At 60.4% G+C, this 19,978-nt stretch carries 17 protein-coding genes; all 17 read right to left on the minus strand.

Annotated features, from left to right (window positions below):
• Positions 1-85: 85 nt before the first annotated feature.
• The 17 genes from JSS95_00230 to JSS95_00310 all read right to left on the minus strand — a co-directional run bounded on the left by JSS95_00230 (position 86) and on the right by JSS95_00310 (position 19,833).
• Positions 86-751 (minus strand): riboflavin synthase, encoded by a 666-nt coding sequence (locus JSS95_00230; GenBank protein MBS1798228.1) that lies wholly within the window; start codon positions 749-751, stop codon positions 86-88.
• A 44-nt stretch (positions 752-795) separates the two neighbouring features.
• Entirely contained in the window at positions 796-1,962 is a 1,167-nt protein-coding gene (gene ribD, locus JSS95_00235; protein ID MBS1798229.1) for a bifunctional diaminohydroxyphosphoribosylaminopyrimidine deaminase/5-amino-6-(5-phosphoribosylamino)uracil reductase RibD, read from the minus strand.
• A 128-nt stretch (positions 1,963-2,090) separates the two neighbouring features.
• Positions 2,091-5,477, minus strand: a complete 3,387-nt coding sequence (locus JSS95_00240; protein ID MBS1798230.1) for a carboxypeptidase regulatory-like domain-containing protein — start codon at positions 5,475-5,477, stop codon at positions 2,091-2,093.
• 364 nt (positions 5,478-5,841) lie between these two features.
• Positions 5,842-6,834 carry a signal recognition particle-docking protein FtsY gene (gene ftsY, locus JSS95_00245; GenBank protein MBS1798231.1) on the minus strand — a complete coding sequence of 331 codons (993 nt, stop codon included), beginning with the start codon at positions 6,832-6,834 and terminating at the stop codon, positions 5,842-5,844.
• Between the two features lie 68 nt (positions 6,835-6,902).
• On the minus strand, positions 6,903-7,145 hold the full coding sequence (locus tag JSS95_00250) for a hypothetical protein (GenBank protein ID MBS1798232.1): 243 nt from the start codon (positions 7,143-7,145) through the stop codon (positions 6,903-6,905).
• A gap of 120 nt (positions 7,146-7,265) precedes the next feature.
• Complete coding sequence (locus JSS95_00255; GenBank protein ID MBS1798233.1) at positions 7,266-8,264, minus strand: NAD(P)-dependent glycerol-3-phosphate dehydrogenase; 999 nt, start codon at positions 8,262-8,264, stop codon at positions 7,266-7,268.
• Positions 8,261-8,887: a glycerol-3-phosphate 1-O-acyltransferase PlsY gene (gene plsY, locus JSS95_00260; GenBank protein ID MBS1798234.1), complete on the minus strand. Its 627-nt coding sequence runs from the start codon at positions 8,885-8,887 to the stop codon at positions 8,261-8,263. The genes JSS95_00255 and plsY overlap by 4 nt, the downstream gene beginning before the upstream one ends.
• Before the next feature lie 52 nt (positions 8,888-8,939).
• Positions 8,940-10,208, minus strand: a complete 1,269-nt coding sequence (locus JSS95_00265) for a competence/damage-inducible protein A (GenBank protein MBS1798235.1) — start codon at positions 10,206-10,208, stop codon at positions 8,940-8,942.
• A gap of 100 nt (positions 10,209-10,308) precedes the next feature.
• Positions 10,309-10,965, minus strand: a complete 657-nt coding sequence (gene alkB / locus JSS95_00270; protein ID MBS1798236.1) for a DNA oxidative demethylase AlkB — start codon at positions 10,963-10,965, stop codon at positions 10,309-10,311.
• The gene (locus tag JSS95_00275) at positions 10,955-11,662 is read right to left on the minus strand and encodes a 2OG-Fe(II) oxygenase (protein MBS1798237.1); all 708 of its coding nucleotides are present in this window, start codon (positions 11,660-11,662) and stop codon (positions 10,955-10,957) included. The genes alkB and JSS95_00275 overlap by 11 nt, the downstream gene beginning before the upstream one ends.
• A gap of 120 nt (positions 11,663-11,782) precedes the next feature.
• Positions 11,783-13,108, minus strand: coding sequence for a Gfo/Idh/MocA family oxidoreductase (locus JSS95_00280; protein MBS1798238.1), 1,326 nt, complete (start codon positions 13,106-13,108; stop codon positions 11,783-11,785).
• A gap of 143 nt (positions 13,109-13,251) precedes the next feature.
• A complete protein-coding gene (locus JSS95_00285; protein ID MBS1798239.1) occupies positions 13,252-14,292 on the minus strand; it encodes a gluconolaconase in 1,041 nt (346 codons plus the stop codon).
• A 120-nt stretch (positions 14,293-14,412) separates the two neighbouring features.
• Entirely contained in the window at positions 14,413-14,916 is a 504-nt protein-coding gene (locus JSS95_00290; protein MBS1798240.1) for a phosphatidylglycerophosphatase A, read from the minus strand.
• Complete coding sequence (gene yacG, locus JSS95_00295) at positions 14,917-15,135, minus strand: DNA gyrase inhibitor YacG (GenBank protein MBS1798241.1); 219 nt, start codon at positions 15,133-15,135, stop codon at positions 14,917-14,919.
• A 31-nt stretch (positions 15,136-15,166) separates the two neighbouring features.
• A complete protein-coding gene (gene rimO / locus JSS95_00300) occupies positions 15,167-16,852 on the minus strand; it encodes a 30S ribosomal protein S12 methylthiotransferase RimO (protein ID MBS1798242.1) in 1,686 nt (561 codons plus the stop codon).
• A gap of 152 nt (positions 16,853-17,004) precedes the next feature.
• On the minus strand, positions 17,005-19,533 hold the full coding sequence (locus JSS95_00305; GenBank protein ID MBS1798243.1) for an ABC transporter permease: 2,529 nt from the start codon (positions 19,531-19,533) through the stop codon (positions 17,005-17,007).
• A gap of 9 nt (positions 19,534-19,542) precedes the next feature.
• The gene (locus JSS95_00310; protein ID MBS1798244.1) at positions 19,543-19,833 is read right to left on the minus strand and encodes a PadR family transcriptional regulator; all 291 of its coding nucleotides are present in this window, start codon (positions 19,831-19,833) and stop codon (positions 19,543-19,545) included.
• Between the last annotated feature and the right edge of the window lie 145 nt (positions 19,834-19,978).

A 19,978-nucleotide genomic window follows, 5' to 3' on the forward strand; every position in this document is an offset into this window, starting at 1 on the left:
AGTATCTGTGCGTGGAAGCGAATCCCCGGCAATCAGCGAAGACCTTGATATGCCGTGCTACATGACGGCGAAAAAGAAAAGGGAATCAATAACCGTTGGCAAGCAGGTACTGCTCTGTGACGCTAAAGGCCGTGTTTTTTTCGCCTCTGGCTTCGGCATATTTCCCCAGAACATCCACTTCGATATTGAGACCATCGCCAGGCGACAGGGTGCGCAGGCTGGTCGCGGCGTAGGTGTGCGGAATGATCGCAATCTCCACCTCGTTGCCGCGAATGGCCGCAACCGTAAGGGAGATGCCTTCCACGGTGATGGAGCCCTTTTCAACCACGTAGCGGGTAAGTGAGTCGGGGATCGTCAAGCGCAGGCGGTAATCGGTGGTCTCCGTGTCGGCTGTAAGAGCATCAAGCGAGACAAGGGTCGCCGTCGCATCGACGTGACCCTGCACGACGTGGCCTCCAAGCGGAGAGCCCGCGGGCGTAGGAAGTTCAAGGTTGACGACGGTGTCGGGCTTGAGGCGCGAGAGCGTAGTGCGCGAGATAGTCTCGGCGGCAAGATCGGCGGAGAAACGCGGTGGGAAAGCATTGGGCTCAATGTCGAGGGCCGTAAGGCAAACCCCGCTGACTGCAACCGAGTCGCCGGTGTTTAGCCGGCTAATAAGCGGTGCCGGGGCGCCGATGGTGATACGGGTGACACCGGCGTGCGGCGTAACGCAAAGAACGGTGCCAGTGGTTTCGATCAGCCCGGTGAACATAACAACAGGGTACAGGTGAATGGGTGCCGCTTGCCAGAAGACGGTTAGAACTCGGGCCAGGGATCATGCAGATAGCCGCTGATACAGGTATCGGGGCCAAAGGCGGTGATGGAAGGGCGCCGCAGGGACTGCTCATAGACAGATGCCGGCTCCGTCCCCTGGGCAAATGGCAGGGCCTGATCGCCGAGCATGATGTCGGAGTGAAAGAAGACAGCTTTGTCGACGAGATTCTGGCGCAGGAAAGCTCCATTGAGATGTGAACCGGCTTCCAGCAGGACGCTGAGGATATTGCGTTCCGCAAGCATGGCCAGAATTGCGGGAAGCGAGAGGCGCCCGGCATGTTCGGGGACCACCTCAACCTCCGCGCCATCCTGGGTCAGGCTTTCAATCTTCCAGGCTGGGGCGGTCGCGCTGGTCAGGATCAGCAGATCGCGGTTCGCCGAGCGGACGAGTTGCGAACTGCGCGGGGTACGAAGATGCGTATCGAGCACAACGCGGAGAAGCGGCCGGCGGCGCGACTCTTCCGTGCGATCGGTGAGCAACGGGTTGTCGGCGAGCACCGTGCTGATGCCCGTCATGATTGCATCGGAGGCATGGCGTAGTAACTGGACCTCCTGTCGCGCTGCAGGGCCAGTGAGCCAGAATGGCTGGTTCGGAAAGCGCGATGCAGGAGGAGGCGCAAGTTTGCCGTCCGCGGAAAGCGCCGTCTTCAGGGTGACGAGGGGCGTTCTCGTGCGTACGAAATGTGCAAAGGCGTCGTTGAGGTCGTGCGCCTGTTGTTTCAGAACGCCGATGGTGACCTGAATATTCGCATCGCGAAGTATCTGGATACCGCGTCCACTGACCAGCGGATTGGGGTCGGCAGTGGCAATAACGCAACGCGAGATTCCCGCCTCGACGAGAGCATTCGCGCAGGGACCTGTGCGGCCATGGTGGCTGCATGGCTCAAGAGTCACGTAAGCCGTGGCCCCAAAGGCGGAGAGCCCTCTGGCGGCAGCCTGTTTGAGGGCGACAATCTCGGCGTGGTCGTAGTTATCGTAGAGGTGCGCGCCTTCGCCGATGACTTCGACGTTGGCGTCCGTGCGCACGATGACGCAGCCCACCTGCGGATTGGGGCTGGTAAGCGCAGTCGTTTGAGCGGCAAGCTCAAGTGCCCGGCGCATGAAGAACTCGTCCTGCTCGGTGAGCGAAGCTGGATGGGCAACGGCCATTTCACTGTTGAGGATAGCGCGATAGCCACTGAGCGCGCTCGTGACCAGCCGATGCCACGTCTTTTCTTGCAAAAGCAAGGGGCGAACGGCCTAAGCCATTCGCCCGAAGAGTTTTTGCTTTAAGGCCCCTAGAACTGGAACTTCGCCCACAGACGCAGATGCTGGTTGTTGGCCTCGCGTGCGTTCGAGACGTTCTGATAGCCCGACTGTCCTACCTGAGTGACGTTGTTGGTGAAGTAGGTGACATTGTTGTGGTTGCCGAGCTGCTGGGCCTCGACACGGAAGACAAAGGAGCTTCCCTCCAGGTGGAAGAAGGGAGTAGGGACCGCCTTTTCGGCGGCCACGTTCCAGTACTGCTGACCGGCGTTGGGATAGCTGTTGCGACCGATCTCCTGCCGGATCATCGCCACTCCATTGGAGGCATTGGGCACCAGGAAATGGACGTCGCTGGCGTTGACGACCTTCAGAGCTCCGGTCTGGTTGAAGACGGCGCGGTCATAGTAAAGGTTCTTGATACCGCCCTGCTTCTGGAGATAGAAGCCATCGATTCCGACGCTGTTAACCGGCGCCGACTTGTTTGAGAGCACGGGACGGTCGTTGGTGGTGCTGCTATCGCCGTTGGTGTCGAAGCCACTGACGTTATAGCTGGTGTAGAGGCCGGAGTAGAGCTGCGTCTGTCCGGAGATGGTGATATGCCGCGTGAACGCACTCAGCAGGAGGTCGGTGGCCATATTTTGAGCGTGGAAGCCGGCCGGGTTCCAGGAGTACGTAAGAACCACCTGGTTGCGTCGATCATAGGCCGAGGGGCCCCAGTCCTGATGAAGGCCGTCGCCGGCGAGGTTGGCGGAGTATGAAGTTGGCGAGGCAAAGGTTGTGAATACCTCGGACGAATCGTCAAGCAATTTGCCGTAGGTATACGCCATGCGGAAGAAGAGGCCGCGCGAGAAACCACGGTCGACCTGCACCTGAAGCGAGTGATATTGCGAGTCGGCGCGGTTGTCGCGGACGTTGATGACACCTCGCGAGGTGTTGATGCGCGATCCATTGATGATGTAGTTGAGCTGGCGGTTGGAGTAGAGCTTCTGTCCGCGTGAACCGACGTAGTTGACGGCCCCCTTGATCTGGAACGGAAGGGCGCGCTCGACGCCGAAGTTGTACTGATAAGTAAGCGGGTTGACCAGCGTGTTGACGGCGCTCTGGACTGCGGAGTTGGGGCTGAAGACAGGCGTGATGCTGCCAATCAACGACGAGGAGTTGGGCAGACCGCCATCCGCGGTTGTGGTGAGAAGGCCCGTCGGGGCAACCGGCGAGGACTGCGCGGAGTTCACGAGGATGTTGGTGAAGAACGGATCGTAGAAGATGCCAATGCCGCCGTGGATGACCGTCTTGCCATCCGCGAAGAAGCCCATATGCGGTACGTAGGCGAAGCCGATGCGCGGCGCGAAGTTGTTCTTGTCTTCTTTGACCTTGACGTAGGTGTTGATGGGTACAGTGAAGACGTTGTTCAGGTCAATGGCAGGATAGCTCAGCGTATTGAGCGGGTTCGAGAGATAGTCGTAGCGCATGCCAAGGTTGACGGTCAGGTCGGGCAAGAGTTTGATGTCGTCCTGCACAAATCCTGCGAGCTTCCACAGGTGTGGGTCGGTACGGGTGGGACCGAAGGTCTTGGTCGCAAAGCCCGAAGCGCCAAGCTGGTTGCGAAGGAAGTTGTCCATCACCGAGAGGGAGTCGGAGGCGTACGTGATCGACCCGATGGCATTCTGCGCGACGAGGTCGGTTTCAAGCAGGCGGCCGACATCGGCCCCGATGCGGAAAGACTGGCGTCCGTGCGTGTAGCCGACGGTGTCCTGGAACTGGTACAGCTCCTCAATGCGGCCCTGTGGCATGTTTTGAGAGATGCCGAAGAGCCCAGGAAGACCATTGCCGCTTCCACCAAGTCCGATTCCGCCGAAGGTAATGTTGTACAGCTTGGCGAGAGGGTTCTTGAGCGTATCGGCCGTAGGGCTGAACTGCGCATTGATCCGTGTCTCCGACGCGCGGAACTCGTTCAGCAGGTTTGATGTAAAGATATGGGTCCAGGTCCCGCCGCCAAGCTCGGAGACACCGAAGTTCTGCGCGTCGAAGCCGGGCAGCGTTGTGGGATTGAGAGGGAAGTACGGCGATATCGAATTGCGGTCGTGGATGTAGCGGGCGGTGAATGTATCGCGCGAAGTAGGCGTAAAGTCGATGCGGTACATCCACTGCGTATCGGGATTGGGCTGTGCCACGGCGTTGCGCAGGAAGGTGCCGGTGGTGATCGTGCAGCCACTGGGGCAGCCGGCCATCGGTGTTACGGCCAGATTCGAGACGACGGTTTTGGAGATGGGCGAGTAGACCGCGCTATCGAGGTACGATCCGCTATTCAGATAGCTAAGAAAGAGATTCGCCTGCGCGTTGCCGGCAGCGGCGATGTTCTTGAGCGTGGCGAAACCGTTGGCGTCAGGGAGCTCGACCGGCAGAGAGGGTTTGACGGTGCCGTAAAAGCGCTGGAATGTTGCGCCGCCAAAGGCGAAGAGTTTGTCCTTGATGATGGGACCGCCGAGGGTGAAGCCATACTGGTGCGTGTCGTACCGCGCTTTGCCCGCGGCAGAGCGCCGTGACTGACCGTCTACGGCATCGAGGCCGGAGCCGGTGTAGATCTCATGTACGCTGCCATGAAAGCGATTGGTGCCGTGCTGCGTGACCTGGTTGATCACAGCTCCTCCAGCACGGCCGAACTCTGCGCTGGAGTCATTGAGCAGCGTGGTGACGCTCGAGAAGAAGTCGGGCATGATCGGCTGAATCGCTTCGCCGCCGAGGCCGACGTCGTTGACGTCCTGACTGTCGATCATGAAGTTGTTGGCGCGCGGACGCGCTCCGTTGACGGTGAGCTTTACCAATCCATTGCCTCCAGAACCACCCAGGTTCTGCACCGTTGCGTACTGCCGGGTAACGCCGGGCATCTCACTGACAAGATCTGCCGGATTCAGACTGAAGATCGGGACTTGCTGAAGCTCCTGCTTGGCAATCGTTCCTGAAAGCTGGCCGTTTTCGGTATTGATCGAGTTGCTCTGGGCCTCGACCGTCACCATCGATGTGGATTCACCGATCGGCAATGCGGCATCGTAAGTGGTGACCACAGAAGGAAGTACGGCGATGTGCTGAAGATCGAAGGGCGCGAAACCCTGGTCAGTTACATGAATGCGATAGTTGCCGGGGTTGATCGCCTCCGCCCGGTAGGCCCCTGTGGATGTCGTTGTCACTGTGCGGGTTTCGCCTGTGTCCTCGTTGGTGATTACAACGGTGGCATTCGGCAGCACGGCGCCGGTCGTATCGCGTACTACTCCAGCCAGAGTGCCCTTGCTGGTCTGTGCATGTCCACGAAGCGGTATGGCAACGACGATGCAGAGGAGGGAGAGTAGAGCGCATAAGCGCAGCGACGTTGTTACCCGTTGGTGAAGCTTTTCAGCAAAGCCGATGCAGGTAGAGCGTGTCATTGGGAATCTCCTTGTCGGATACCTGCATCTGAGTGCACGGAACAGACCGTTGATGCGCGCCGAGAGGAGAAGAGTGACCGGCAGGTTTTTTATGTGATGAAATGCCTACCCTGTGTTGTGAAATGCGTGTACAGGATTGGGGGACGCATCGGACACGCCCCGGTCCTCCAAAATCGTGGAGAATCTCTTTGCTGTAGAGCAAACGCTAATGAATTGGGAGCAGTCGCACCAGTTTGTGACGAACTGTATGCCTTGAGCAATGAATAGACGATTCAAGCCAGGATGCCGCCTTCTTCCCTGGCTGATCCCTATGATTTTGTGGATGTGTGTGTGACAGTCGTCTTACAGCGTGTGACCAGTTGCTTCAATCGACAAGTGAATCGATGAATGCGGTGCTGTCGAACGGAATCAGGTCGTCGATCTTTTCGCCGATACCGGCGTAGAGAACAGGCAGCTTCAATTCCGTGGCGATAGCGAGGACGATGCCGCCTTTGGCTGTTCCGTCGAGCTTGGTCAGGACGATGCCCGTAACCCGAGCGGCCTCAGTAAAAAGACGCGCCTGCTGAAGGCCGTTTTGCCCGGTGGTGGCATCCATCACCAGAAACGTCTGATGAGGGGCTCCCGGTACAAGCTTTTCGCAGGTGCGCCGCATCTTGTCCAACTCTTTCATCAGGTCGGTCTTGGTGTGCAACCTGCCGGCCGTGTCGGCGATCATGACGCTGGTGGAGCGAGACTTTGCGGCAGCGAGCGCGTCATAGAGCGCAGCCGAGGGATCGCCTCCCTGCCTGGTCTTGATGAGCGGAACGTCGGAGCGCTGTGCCCAAACCTCAAGCTGCTCAATTGCTGCGGCTCGAAAGGTATCGGCGGCGCACAACAGCACGCTCCTGCCCTGCGATCGGTAGAGATTCGCGAGTTTGCCGGTTGTGGTCGTCTTTCCTGTGCCGTTGACGCCAACCATCAGAATGACCTCAGGCGGCTCCGCGGGATGCTGGATGGGGTGAGCGACGCCGTCGAGAATCTGGCGAAGTTCTGTCTTGAGAATCTGCTTGAGCTGCGCTCCGCTCTCGATACCGGTGCGAAGAGCGCGCTGGCGAAGGTTCTCCATGATGATGGCTGTCGTAGCGCTTCCAATGTCCGCCGCGAGCAGTCGCGGTTCCAGAGCATCCAGCGATGCCTGGTCGACTTCGCGGGTGAGCGCCACCACGGAGCTGATGGATTCGGAGAGAGACTCACGGGTGCGCGTGACCGCCTGCCGCATGCGGTCGAAGAGGCCGCGCTTCTGCTCAGGCTCAGGGGCAGCGGATTCGGGCTGTACAGGTTCGGCGGGACGTTTGCCGAAGAGAGACGAGAAGACCATACTCCATCCAGTTTAGCGGATGGAGGTCGAGGTTTTTCACCCTGAATCCCGCTGCCGCGAAGATCGTCTCAGGCAACCGTCTCCGATTGATACATCACAACTTGCGATAGCGGGTGAGATGTCTTGTTTTGAGGAATGAGATCCTTCCCCGTACCGCCGACAACTGCAATCGCGACGATCAGAATGACGACCAGCGCTATGCTGGCAGCAACAACAACCGGAAAAAACTCGGAATCTCCCAGTAAGTCTTCTCGAGAAGATTCATTTCCCGTCGCATTGACGGGTCTTTTGACACCGTTCGGACTGTTCATACTCCTTAAGATGCGCAAAGTGGATGGCATGTCGACAAACGGCGATAGTTTTCCGCGAACCGAATGCCCAGTCCTTGCGAGTCGAAGAAGATAGCCCGGAATGGCGAAAAGTTCCGGCTGCTACTGGTATTCATCGCGTCCCGGTCGAGACATCAGGTCGCGGATGGCATCTGCGGGCTTCTTGTTGCGGTGCAGGATAGCGTCAACCTGTTCGGTAATGGGCATCTCCACGCCGTACCTGGCCGCCAGGCCGAGTGCCGATGCGGTGGAGCGCACGCCTTCCGCTACCTTGCCTCCCATGCCGGAGAGGATGTCGTCGAGCCTGCGTCCCCGGCCAAGCTCGATGCCGACCGAGCGGTTGCGAGACAGATTTCCCGTGCATGTGAGCACAAGGTCGCCGATGCCTGAGAGCCCGGCAAGCGTCTGCCTGCGTCCGCCGCAGGCTACGGCAAGGCGTGTCATCTCTGCAATGCCGCGCGTTATCAATGCGGCAGCGGAGTTATGGCCGAGGTTGAGGCCAGTAACCACTCCCGAGGCCAGTGCGATGACGTTTTTGAGCGCGCCGCCCATCTCAACGCCCGTAACGTCGTCGTTGGTGTAGACGCGAAGGGCGGGCGACGAGAAGTCGCGTTGAATCACTTGCGACTGTAGGGGATCGCTGGAAGCGGCCACGATTGCCGCTGGAGTCCCCGCGGCAACCTCCTGCGCGAACGTTGGTCCCGATAGAACGGCGCAGGGGTTGTTCGTCACAGAGGCAATCACCTGCGACATGCGTAGAAAGCTGCCCTCCTCGATGCCCTTCGACGCGGAGACGATGAGCTGGTCTCGGGTAAGCAGCGGAGCAATATGAGAGACGATGCCGCGCAGGTGTTGCGAAGGCGTAACGAAGAGCAGTATTTCGGCTTCAAAGATGGCCGACGGCAGATCGCCCGTTACCGTGATATCGGCCGGCAGGGTAAAGCCCGGAAGATAGGGAAGGTTCTCGCCGTTTTCGGCGAGCTGTTCTGCCAGCGCAGGCGAGTGCGCCCAAAGCGTGACATTGTGTCCGCCGCGACGCATGAGGGAGAGTGAGAGGGCGGTGCCCCAGGCACCGGCTCCGAGGATGCTGATACGACTCAAGCAGTCACCTTATGCGAGCCAAAACGATTCTCGGTGCCTGAGATAAGGCGCCGAATGTTCTGGCGGTGTTTGAGGATGACGATCAGTGGTATGAGGATGTATCCCGCGATCACAATCGTCGTGCGCACTGGTGCATGTGGCAGCACGAGGAATGGAAGAATCCCTGCGGCAATGATTGAGCCGAGAGAAATGTACCGCGTGAAGAAGACGATGACCACGAAGAGAAGAACGACCCAGAGAACGGTAAGTGGAGCAAGCGCGAGGAAGACGCCAAGCGCGGTTGCAACACCCTTTCCTCCCCGAAAGCCCAGCCAGACAGGGAAACAGTGGCCGAGCACAGCAGCAAGCGCAGCGGCAACGGGAATCTCATAAGACTGCGGAAGTCCAAGCGGAGACGCGATATGTCCGGCGATAAGCACGGCGGCGTATCCCTTGAGCGCATCGAGGATGAGGGTAAGAACGCCCAGCCACTTGGCTCCTGACCGGATGACGTTGGTGGCTCCGATATTGCCGCTGCCGGTGGCGCGGATATCTTCATGCCGGAAAAGGCGCACGAGGATGTAGCCGAAGGGAATCGATCCCAGCAGGTAAGCAATCGGGATGGACAGCAGCCAGGGAGTCATGGTCGTCTGAGGTTTGAGTCTATCAAGTCGCGGTATTGCAGGAGTAAACGGTTCAAAAAGCCTGTGATTCCAGCAAGGTCATGCGGATAAGCTCCAGAGCGTGCTGCGAGGCCCACCAGCGAATCCGGTCGCGGTCGCCCGGCAGGTTTAGCTCCTTAACCCGCGTCCGATTGCCGTCGGCCAACGCAATGTAGACCAGTCCAATTGGCTTGTCGGCGTCGGGGCCCGTGCCCGGAGTAGGTCCGGCGATGCCTGTAATGGCGATGCCGAGCGAAGCTCCCGTACGCGCGCGGATGCCTTCAGCCAATGCCCGGGCTACAGGTTCGCTGACCGGCCCTGCCGCGGCCACCAGTTCGGCGGGAACGTCTGCGAAGGTGGTCTTCAGCGCATCGGAGTAAACAACCGCTCCGCCGAGAAAGTAGCGCGAGCTTCCCGGCACAGATGTGAGCCGCGAAGCGAGCAGGCCCCCGGTACAGCTCTCCGCCGCCGCCAGCGTCAGATGGCGAAGCCCCATCATCAGCAGAACGACCTCTTCCAGATTTTCGCCGTGCGAAGAGAAGATGGCGTCCTCCATCTCCGCTTCGACCAGGCCGGTCAGTTCATCGACCCTGCTCGTGGCCTCTCGAAGCGTGGTCTTCGATGCGACGAAGTGAAGCTGGATCTCTCCGTGTCCAGCCAGGATGGTCGTCTCGATGTCGCTGAACTCCTTGTAAATAGGGGCGGTGCGCGCATCGACATGGGACTCCGGTATAAGGGCCATCCGCAAGGTACGGCGCGCAAGATGCTGCGCCGGAAGCGTGGCCGCCAGCCTCGGCTTCACGGCCTGTTCGAAGAGTGGCTTCAACTCTCCCGGAGGCCCGGGCAGCAGGATGAGGATCTTGCGGAAACCGTCGACTGTGGCGTCGAGGAACTGGCCGGGCGCGCTGCCCTTCGTATTTGTCAGCACCGTGGCCCCCGCGATCACATCTGCCTGCTTCGCATTATTCGGCGGCATGACCATCTTGCGGACGGCGAAGCGCTTGTAAAGCTCAGCAAGCAGCGATGGATCGCGGCGCACTTCCACACCAAGCGCAGCGGCTGCGGCCTCACGCGTGAGGTCGTCTTCCGTTGGCCCAAGTCCTCCGGAAAAGATGACGATGTCGGCGCGGGCGAGTGCATTGCGCGCTGCGCCCGTAAGGTGCTCCAGATTGTCGCCCACGATGGTCTTGAAGGCCACCTGCACGCCTAAATCGTTGAGTTGCTCCGTGAGATAGAGAGAGTTCGTGTCCTGGCGGTACGGCGTCAGCATCTCCGAACCAGCTGCGATGATTTCTGCGATCATGTCGGCGTTTAGCGTCCTCAAGCGAACTGCCGGGGAGAGAGCAGTGAAGCTACGATCTCCATGATAGAGAAATTTCCGGGCCATAGGCTGGTCCGTGCGCCTATAAAACTGCCCGACGGAAGGTGAGGTTGAAGCGGAACGCTCCGGTAAGCGGGTGCGCGCTTTGCCGGATGGGGGCGACGCCGTGATAGACAAGGCGCGCCGGACCTCCCCAAACAAGGATGTCGCCATGCTCGATGCGGACACGTCGCGGCGTATCGGTTCGCCGCATCGTTCCAAGAAGAAACGTCGCAGGAAGTCCCAGCGAAACGGAAACGATGGGGTGACTGTAGTCGCGCTCATTTTTGTCCTGATGCAACGACAGCCGCGCGCCGGTGGCGTAGCGATTGATGAGGCAGGCATTGGTTGCGAAGCCGGGGAAACCACCCGCCGCCGCCGCGCGCACGGCAAGCGAGAGCATCGTCTCCGGTATCGCGGGCCATGCGCTGCCTGTAACAGGATCGCGGGTGGTGTAGCGATAGCCGGTACGGTCAGTCGTCCACCCAAGCGTTCCTGCATTTGTCATGGCGACCGATATGGTATGGCCGCCGGGAACGATCATCTGACGAAACGGAGAGGTTGCCGCAACCTCTCCGATAGCATCGAGAAGACCCTGTGCCTCGTCGCGACAGAAGCCGCGCAGAAGAGTGATCCCTTCGGCAAGCTGTTCCTCCGAGGGCGTGGAGACGTCTGGCCACAGTGTGCCGCTACTGCGCATCGTGAAAGATCACTCCAAGGGTAAAGCGTTCGCCGGAGCGGACAGGGCTGACTCCGTGGCGCATGGCGACGCGGTAGACGCCGCGCGTTCCGCGTTGTGGCCGATGATTGACTGCGAAGATGACACCCTCTCCTTGCCGCAACGGCACAACGGTGACCCGCGACTGCATGCGCGGGCGCTGCTCCGTCAGCACGAACTCACCTCCTGTAAAGTCCCGCGCCGGTTCGCTGAGCAGAAACGCAACCTGCAGCGGAAACACAAGCTCGCCGTAGAGGTCCTGGTGAAGGCAGTTGTAGTCGTCCTGCCCGTACTTCAGCAGAAGCGGCGTCGGACGCGTCTGACCTGCCGCATGACACCTCCGCTGAAACTGCGTCAGTTCGTCGGGGACCGGCGCAGCGAGACCCAGCGCCTCGTTCCATCGATTGGCGACTCGCGCCAGCGGCGGATAGAAGGCCTCGCGCAGCTCTTGAACGGCGCAGGGAAGAGGATAGCTGTAGTACTGGTACTCGCCGCGTCCAAAGCCATGGCGCGACATGACGACGCGGCTGCGAAACAACGTGCCGTCGTTGTAGCCCTCTGCGAGTTGGTTGCATTCGTCTGGCGTGAGCAGCGGACCGGTTGTTGCATGGCCCCGTTCATCAAGTTCTGTGGAGATAACGGGCCAGTCGAGCGATGAGATCTTTTCGGTAAGTGACATCATGTCAGCGTCCGCTCTTTAGACGTGATTCGCACTCCGAATTGTTCATGCGAATTGCCGTGCAAAGGAAAGCGGCAGCCCGCAAAGCGAACTGCCGCTTTTTTCTCTGTGTTGCAGCGGTTAGACCTTCGGCGCCCAGCCCTTCTCGTACTCACGATTCCAGAACTTCATCGCTTCGGGATCGTTCAGAACGTGCCCGTTGGTTGTGTCGAGATTCAGGCCGCGGTTCAGCTCCCACGCGACGTTGGAGAGCTGAAGCATGGTGACCGCTACGTTGCCAACCTCGATCGGTGCGTTGAGCTTCTCGCCCTTCTGAATGCCGCCGATGAAGTTGGCGAAGTGCAGGTCGGTCATCGAATCCGCACCCACGGTGTCGGCAGACGAAGCGGAAGCCTCTTTCTTCGCGCTGAAGGACGACGTCTTCGTTCCCTTCAGGTCGTAGATGTCGTAACCTTCACGGTCGACGACGACCGTTCCAGTCGTGCCCATAATGGCCGAACCGCGGTCGCGGTCATAGAACTTCATGCCCTGGCAGCACTTGCCCTCCCAGGAGATGATCTTGTCGTCGTATTCGAAGCTGGTGACCAGCGTGTCATAGAACTGCCAGTCGTCCTTGAACTGATAGCGTCCGCCGGATGCGGAGACATGCTTGGGGAAGTCGACGCCGATCAGCCAGCGGCAGACATCGACCTCATGTGTGCCGTTGTTCAGCGTCTCGCCCGTACCCCAGTGTTTGAACCAGTGCCAGTTGTAAGGGTGGTAGTTCGACATGTACTGCTTGCGCGGCGCCGGCCCCTGCCACAGGTCCCAGTCGAGCGTGGCGGGTACGGGAACCGGCTTGCCGAAGCCGATCGACTTGCGCGTATTGCTGTACCAGGCCTTGGCGTAATATGGGCGGCCGATGATGCCGTCCTTGATCTTTGCCGCGACCTCGATGGTGTGCGGAGACGAGCGCTGCTGGCTGCCCATCTGCACCAGCTTCTTGTACTTGTCGCGCGCCGCGACCAGCATGACGCCCTCGCCGGGGTTATGGCTACAGGGCTTCTCCACATAGACGTGCTTACCCGCTTCTAGCCCGGCGATCGCCATGGGTGCGTGCCAGTGATCGGGGGTGGCGATGGTAATCGCGTCGACATCCTTCGACGCCAGCACCTTGCGAAAATCTTTTTCAGTTGCCGGCTTGTAGCCCAGCGTCTTCTCAGACTTGCCGGCAAACTTCTCCAGGATCGGTGTGTCGACGTCGCAGACGTGCGTGATGTGCGAGGTCTTTGCGTTGGCCTTCAGCGAGGAGAGATGCGCGTAAGCGCGGCTGTTGAGTCCGATGACGGCGAAGTTCACGCGGTCGTTGGCCCCCATAATTTGTGCATAGCTCTTTGCGTTCGAGCTGACGGCTACGCCTGCGGCGCTTACCGCGAGTGTGTCGAGAAATTCGCGTCGGGTGATCACGGGGTCTCCTCCTCGGGAGTTAGTTCGGTCTTTGAAGTAATAGCGCGTAAACGGACTATTTGGAATGCGCAATCAATGTACACGACAAGGACGGCAATTTGCCAGAGTCATGCGCAAGTGTCACCAAACAGGCGCGTTGCCGGTTAGGAGAGCAGCGGCCGTCCCTCAATATCCAGTGCCACATGAAACAGAGCATCCCGCGTCGCCAGAACCGCGCAGCCGTCTTCGACAAACGCCAGCCCTACAAGATTATTGCCGGAGACCGCCAGCGAGGCCTCGCGCGACGGCGTAATGCGCACAATCCCGCGTTGCCCATGCAGGCTCGCCGCTACGTAAAGGTTGCCGTCGACGTCGAACGCCATCCCCTGGGCGCGGCCGAGTCCTTGATAGTAGACAGAGATATTGCCGTCGCGGTCGATGGCATGGATCGCCTGGTTCGACGAGGTGGTTGGCCCCGTGACGTAAAGAGTTCCCGCATCGTCAAAGGCCAGATGGTAAGCAGCGATCGAGGGTTCAAGCGTAGCGAAGACGAAGATCTCGCGCGAAGGGTTGATTTTGAAGATCGTTCCCGAGCGGTCGCCAACATAGAGGTTGCCGTCGCGGTCAAATGCGATTCCCGTCGCGATCCCCATGCCCTCGGCATAGGTCGACATCTCGCCCTCTGGCGAAATGCGGTAGACCGTCCCTTCGGCGCGCGAACTTGCGTACAGATAACCTCCGTGGTCGAAGGCCAGCCCGGTCGGGTTCATCAGTTCGCGAACGAAGGGAAGCATCTGGAAGTCGCGCTGAATACGAAAGATGGAGACCGGCGTTGCCTGCCCGCGCGCTCCAGAGAGTGTGGTAAAGACCTGTCCCGTGGCGTCCACAACTGGGTTAGCGACCGGGTGCAGGTTCTCCGCCATGGGAACGGCCACGTGCACCGTGACCGGGTTCGATGCCGCGCCATTGCGGTGCAGCACAATCTCGCCCGAGATGCTGCCGTCGAGGATTCGTACCGTAGCGCGATTCGGCCGGCTCAGGCTGACCGGCGCAAACACATCGCCGATGGTGGCATGTGGCATGCGACGGCTGTCTGGGTCCAGGTGCGTTCCATGCAGATCGATCTCACCACCGGGCATCGCGGCGGGCGGAGAGATGCGTGTGATGTGCGGGGCCAGGGGCGAGGACGAGCTGAAGAGACTCATTCGTCTTAAGCCTAGACCGCCCGCCGAGGCAATACAAGCAGCCGGCCTAAGCGTGCGGATATAAGGGCCAACGGCCCGGCAAAATACCAGCCTGGGCCGAAGGCCCAGGTACTGTGCCATCTACAGAAAATGACGCAGCAGTTGCATACAGATAAATGCCAGCACGCCCGCCGCAACATCGTCCATCATGATTCCCGTGCCCTCAGGCAGACGTTCAAAACGCCGGATCGGCCAGGGCTTGAAGATGTCGAAGGCGCGAAAGAGTATGAGGGCCACGATGGCGTGGGCCCAGTCCGGCGGACAGAAAACGAGCGTGATGAGCTGTCCCGCGACCTCGTCGATAACGACATGGCCAGGGTCTTCGCGTCCCGATTCGCGCGCAACAATGGTTGAAGCGGGAATCCCAATCAACGTCACCACAATAGCGGCGATAAAGGTGATGAGAGAAAGATGAGTCGGATGCAGCGTCTGTGCAAACGCCAGCCAAAGTGCGAGCGCAGCCGCCGAGCCGTAGGTTCCGGGGCCAGGTTTGAGGAGACCCGCGCCGAAGAAGGTTCCGACCGTCCAGGCCCAGAGCGTCTTTTTCTCCGAGGGAGGCCGCAGTTGAACGTTCGAGTTCGCCACCTAGTCTTCGTCCTTGTCGCTGTTGCCGGGGTTGTCGCGTTTTGAGCGGGACAGCTCTTCGAGAAGATCGGGGTCCTGAATCGGCGTAGAAACTTTGTAGTCCCCCGAGGCCCACTTGCCAAGATCGAGCAGACGGCAACGGTCAGAACAAAAAGGAAAGTTCTCGTTGTCGATCAGGACAACATTGCGGCAGGTCGGACAGAAGAGCGCTTTCGGCATTGCAGCTTCGATTGTAAATCCGCAGCGCGAGTCACATGATGATGCGAGCGACTACATCATAATCATGCGACTCGGTGATCTCGGCGCGGTAGAAGGTGCCGGGGACGAGTTCTTCGTGGGGGCCGAAGTCGTTGATGAAGACCTTGCCGTCGATCTCGGGGGCGTGCTGGATGGTGCGGCCCTCCCAGAGGAGTTCGGTCTCTTCGGACTCGCCTTCGACGAGGAGGTCGATCTCGCGGCCAACCCATTGGGCTTTGGCTTTGGCGCTGATCTTCTGCTGGAGCTTCATCAGCTTGCGGCGGCGGGCCTGGATGGTGCGCTCGGGGACCTTGAGGGCGGCGTCGAGATCGAAGGCCTTCGCGCCCTCTTCGTCGGAGTAGGTGAAGACGCCGAGCCAGTCGATCTGTGCTCTCTTCACGAACTCTGCGAGTTCGTTGAAGTCCTGATCAGTTTCCCCCGGGAAGCCGACGATGAAGCTGGTGCGGATGACGATGCCGGGGACGATGCGGCGGGCCTTCTCGATCAGGTCGAGGAAGATCTTTGCGTTGCCGCCGCGCTTCATGCGCTTGAGAACCGGGGCGCTCGCGTGTTGCAGCGGAACGTCGAGGTACTTCGCAATGTTGCCGTGCTTCGCCATCGTCTCAAGCAGCCGCGTCGTCACCTTGTTGGGGTAGGTGTAGAGGAAGCGGAGCCACTTGAGGCCGGGGAGCGTTGCGAGGGCTTCGAGCAACTGGGCGAGGCCGTCGGTGAGGCCGAGGTCTTCGCCGTAGCAGGTTGTGTCCTGGCCGATGAGGGTGATCTCGCGGACGCCCTGCGCGATGAGCTTTTCTGCCTCGGAGACGATCGACGACATGCGGCGCGAGCGGAACTTGCCGCGAAGCTGCGGGATGATGCAGAAGCTGCACGGGTGGTCGCAGCCCTCGGCGATCTTGATGTAGGCCGAGGCGCGCGGCGTGGCGAGGATGCGCGGCGTCTCGTCGCTGTAGAGATATTCCGGCAGCGCGGCGGTGGCTCCGTCCCATGCGGTGCGGGAGAAGCGGCCTTGTTGTTCGCGGAGGTCGCCTTCGGGGCGCGAGGCGAGGTGTGCAGCTTCCGGCGCTATCGGTAGAGAAGCAGATCCCTCCACTCCGCTGCGCTTCGGTCGGGATGACAACTCAAGTTTTTGTACTTCAATCTCGTGATGCTCGATCTTTACCTGCGTCGAGTCCTCCTCGGGGCGCGAGTGCTGCTGCACGGCGCTGTGGGCGCGGCTTACGAGGCCCTGCGGCAGGATGTTGAAGGGCGAGTCTGTCGCTGGCGCAGGCTTGGGAGCGAGGCCAGCTGCGGTGAGAATGGCTTCGAGTTCGCCGGTTCCGACGACGGCGTCGACCTCGGGGATGTTCTTCTGGATCTCGTCGCGGTAGCGCTCGACGAGGCAGCCGGCGACGATAAGCTTCTGCGCGCGGCCTCCGTTGGCCTGCTTGTGCTGCACCATCTCGAGGATGATGTTGACGGACTCCTGCTTGGCCGAGTCGATGAAGCTGCACGTGTTGACGACGATGATCTCGGCGTCTTCGGCTGCGGGTGTCAGTTGACCGCCGGCCTGATGGAGCAGGCCCATCATAACCTCGGAGTCTACAAGGTTCTTGGGGCAGCCGAGGGAGACGAAGCCGATCTTGGGTCTGGCTGAGGCGGTCTCGGGCGTGGTTGCAGCTTCAGTTGTGGCGGGGGGAGTCACAGCCTTCTAGTTTAGCAGTTTTTCGGATGTCTCCGCTGTACTCCACCGGCACCTATTTTGTGCAAAGTATTAGAAATAATTGACTTAGGTCGGTGGGTGGGTAAAGTGCTGAAATGCTGACGCATTGGCTGCAAAAGTATTCATTTTGCAGACTACTCGTGCCTGAGGATCCTCATGGGATCGATACGGAGCGCTCTTCGTGCGGGGGCGAAGGCGGCTACGGATGCGATGGCGGCGAGCAGTCCAATGGCGGCGGCGTAGCTCAGCGGGTCGAGTCCGCTGACTCCGTAGAGGATGCGACGCAACAGTTGTGATGCGAGTGCGGCTAGCACGGTACCCATGATCAGTCCCAGCGCTACCGGAGTGATGAACTGACGCAGCGTTGCGGCAATGACGTGGGTCTTGCTAGCGCCGAGCGCGAGCCGTATGGCGATCTCCGTGGTCTTCTGGGAGACAGTGTAGGCTACCAGGCCCAGGAGTCCGATGGCTGCGAGCAGTACGGCGGAGGCTCCCATCAGGCTTGCGATCACTGCTCCTTTCTCTACGGTTCCAACCTCTTCGTGGAAGGAATCGCTGAGCAGGCGAACCGAGGGGAAGAGTCCGGCGTCGATGCCGGCGGTCACAGTTCTGGCTGCAGTTGCGATGTTCTCGAGCCTTCCCTGTGTGCGCACGAGCAGGACCATGTGCGGAAGCGAATGGTCATCGCTGAACTGATAGAGCTCGGTGGCGTCGGGGTCGTGCATGGACATGGTGCGGGCGTTGGTGACTACGCCGACGATGGTGAGTTTTTCGGACTGTGGGTTCGAGGGGTCGAGAGAAAACTGCTTGCCGAGGGGAGACTCGTTGGGCCACATACGCCGCGCGAGGGACTCGCTGACGACGGCTTCGTTGGTGTCGCCGGCCTGCAGGTCTCTTCCGCTGAGCCGAGGGATTGCCATGGTGGTGAAGAAGCCGGGTTCGATGTGACTGACGAAGATTCCGAAGTGATATCCGCCGAGCCCGGTGACGTTTTTATGTCCGAGGGGAGCCATAGAGGTGAGTCCGACGGAGGTGACACCGGGAAGGCGGCTGAGCCTGGCCTGCGCGGCGTCGAGATAATTTCTAGCGGCGGAGCTGGAGTAGCCGTGCGCGGCGAGGTCGGGATCGACGATGAGGACGTGCTGGTAGTCGTAGCCGGGGTCGGTGGATACGGCAAAGTGCAGGGCGCGAACGAGCAGTCCTGCGACGATGAGGAGGACGCAGCTTGCGGCGATCTGCGCGGTGACGAGAAGTTGGCGGGTGCGCGTGCCGCTTCTGCGCTTTGCAGTGAGCTGCAGGGCGGGTGCGAGTCCGAAGACGATGGCTGCGATCAGCCCGATGGTTGCGGCGAAGGCGACAACTCTCCAGTCGGGCGTGGGGTTGAGCCACGGCGGAGCATTGACCTGCGAGAGGAAGACGCGGAGGCAGAGGTAGCCGAGGCCGATTCCTGCGGCGGCGGCTAGCAGCGCGAGAAGGAGGCTTTCGGTGAAGAGCTGGCGAATGATTCGGCGGCGGCTTGCTCCCAGAGCAAAGCGTATGGAGATCTCGTGACCGCGGGTGACGCCGCGCGCCATCAGGAGTCCGCCGAGGTTGCTGCAGGCGACGGTGAGGATGAGCAGGACGAGCGTTGCGACGAGGCTGATCATGGGGACGTTGTCTTTGTGCAGCGCCTGCAGGTAGCCTCCAGGCTCGATGGTAATGCGCTCGTTGTCCCAGACGGCCTGGGGGGATTGCTTTCGCAGTTCATTGGTGAGGGCGAAGAGCTCCTGCGCGGTGATCTTTGGCGATACGCCGGGCTGGAGGCGTGCCCACACGTCGAGCATGCCGTCGAGTGTTGCGTCCGTGAGCGCGGTGCTGCCTTCTATGAAGTAGGGCTGCTGGGCGAGCGGCATCCAGAAGGCTGGCTCGCGCGGCAGACCGAGGCCGCTGAAGTTGCGCGGGGCGATACCGATCACGATTGCGGGCTTGTGATTGAGGTGCACGGTTCGACCGACGATGGAGGGATCGCTGTCGAAGTGCTCCTGCCAGAAGGTGTGGCTGAGGACGACGACGGGAGCAGAGTCCTTTTGTTCGTCGCGTTCCGGGTCGAAGAGTCTTCCCTGTGATGTTTCGGCGCCGAGCTCGCGGAAGAGGTTGGCGGAGATGAAGCGGGCGCGTATGGGCTTGCTCTCGCTTTCGAGGAGGATCTCGCGATCGGTGCTGACCATAAAGGCGCGCAAGGTCTTGGCGTGGTCGCGATAGAACTTGATGGAGGGGTACGCGATGACGGAGGCGAAGCTGCCGGGGGCGCTTCGCTGCAGGCGGACGATGGTGTCGGGGTCGCGCACGGGCAGGGGCTTCAACACGAACATGTTGAAGAGCCCGAAGGCGGCGACGTTGACGCCGATTCCGACTGCAAGCACGAGGACTGCGGTGAGGGTGAAGCCGGGGGAGCGCGCGAGGGTGCGCAGCCCGAAGCGGAGGTCCTGCAGGAGTCTGTCGATCCAGATCCAGCCCCAGGCCTCGCGCGCCCGTTCATGCAGCAAGGCTTCGTTGCCGAAGCTCTTCGGTTCGGCGCCGGCGCGGGTGGACATCTCGCGGTGGAACTGCATCTCGTCGTAGAGCTCCTGCTGCATACGTCTGCGATGAAGCAGGTACTGGATTCTTCGCGTGAGCTCGTTCATTGGATTCTCCTATGCGGTGCGCAGCACAGCTTTGATCGCTTCGGTGACGCGGTCGTAGTCTTCGAGCTCGGCCTCGAGCTGTTTGCGGCCCGCAGCGGTCAGCCGGTAGAAGCGGACCTTGCGGCCGGTCTCGGAGATTCCCCACTCGGCGCTGGCCCAGCCCTTGAGGAGTATCTTCTGGAGGGCGGGGTAGAGGGAGCCTTCTTCTACTTCGAGGACTTCTCTGGAGAGGAGATGGATCTTTTGCGCGATGGCATATCCGTGCAGAGGGCTGGAGCGGAGGACGCGCAGGATGAGCATGGCGAGTGCGCCTGAAGGCATTCCATTTTTAGGTGTAGGTTTCATAGGCATAGATAATCTATGCCTAAAGATATTTAAGTGTCAACTTTTTGTCAGGAACGCTACTCCTTCCGGACGAGCCTGTCGGGTTAGTTGCAGGTTATGC

Source organism: Acidobacteriota bacterium, assembly GCA_018268895.1.
Taxonomy (GTDB): Bacteria; Acidobacteriota; Terriglobia; order Terriglobales; family Acidobacteriaceae; genus Edaphobacter.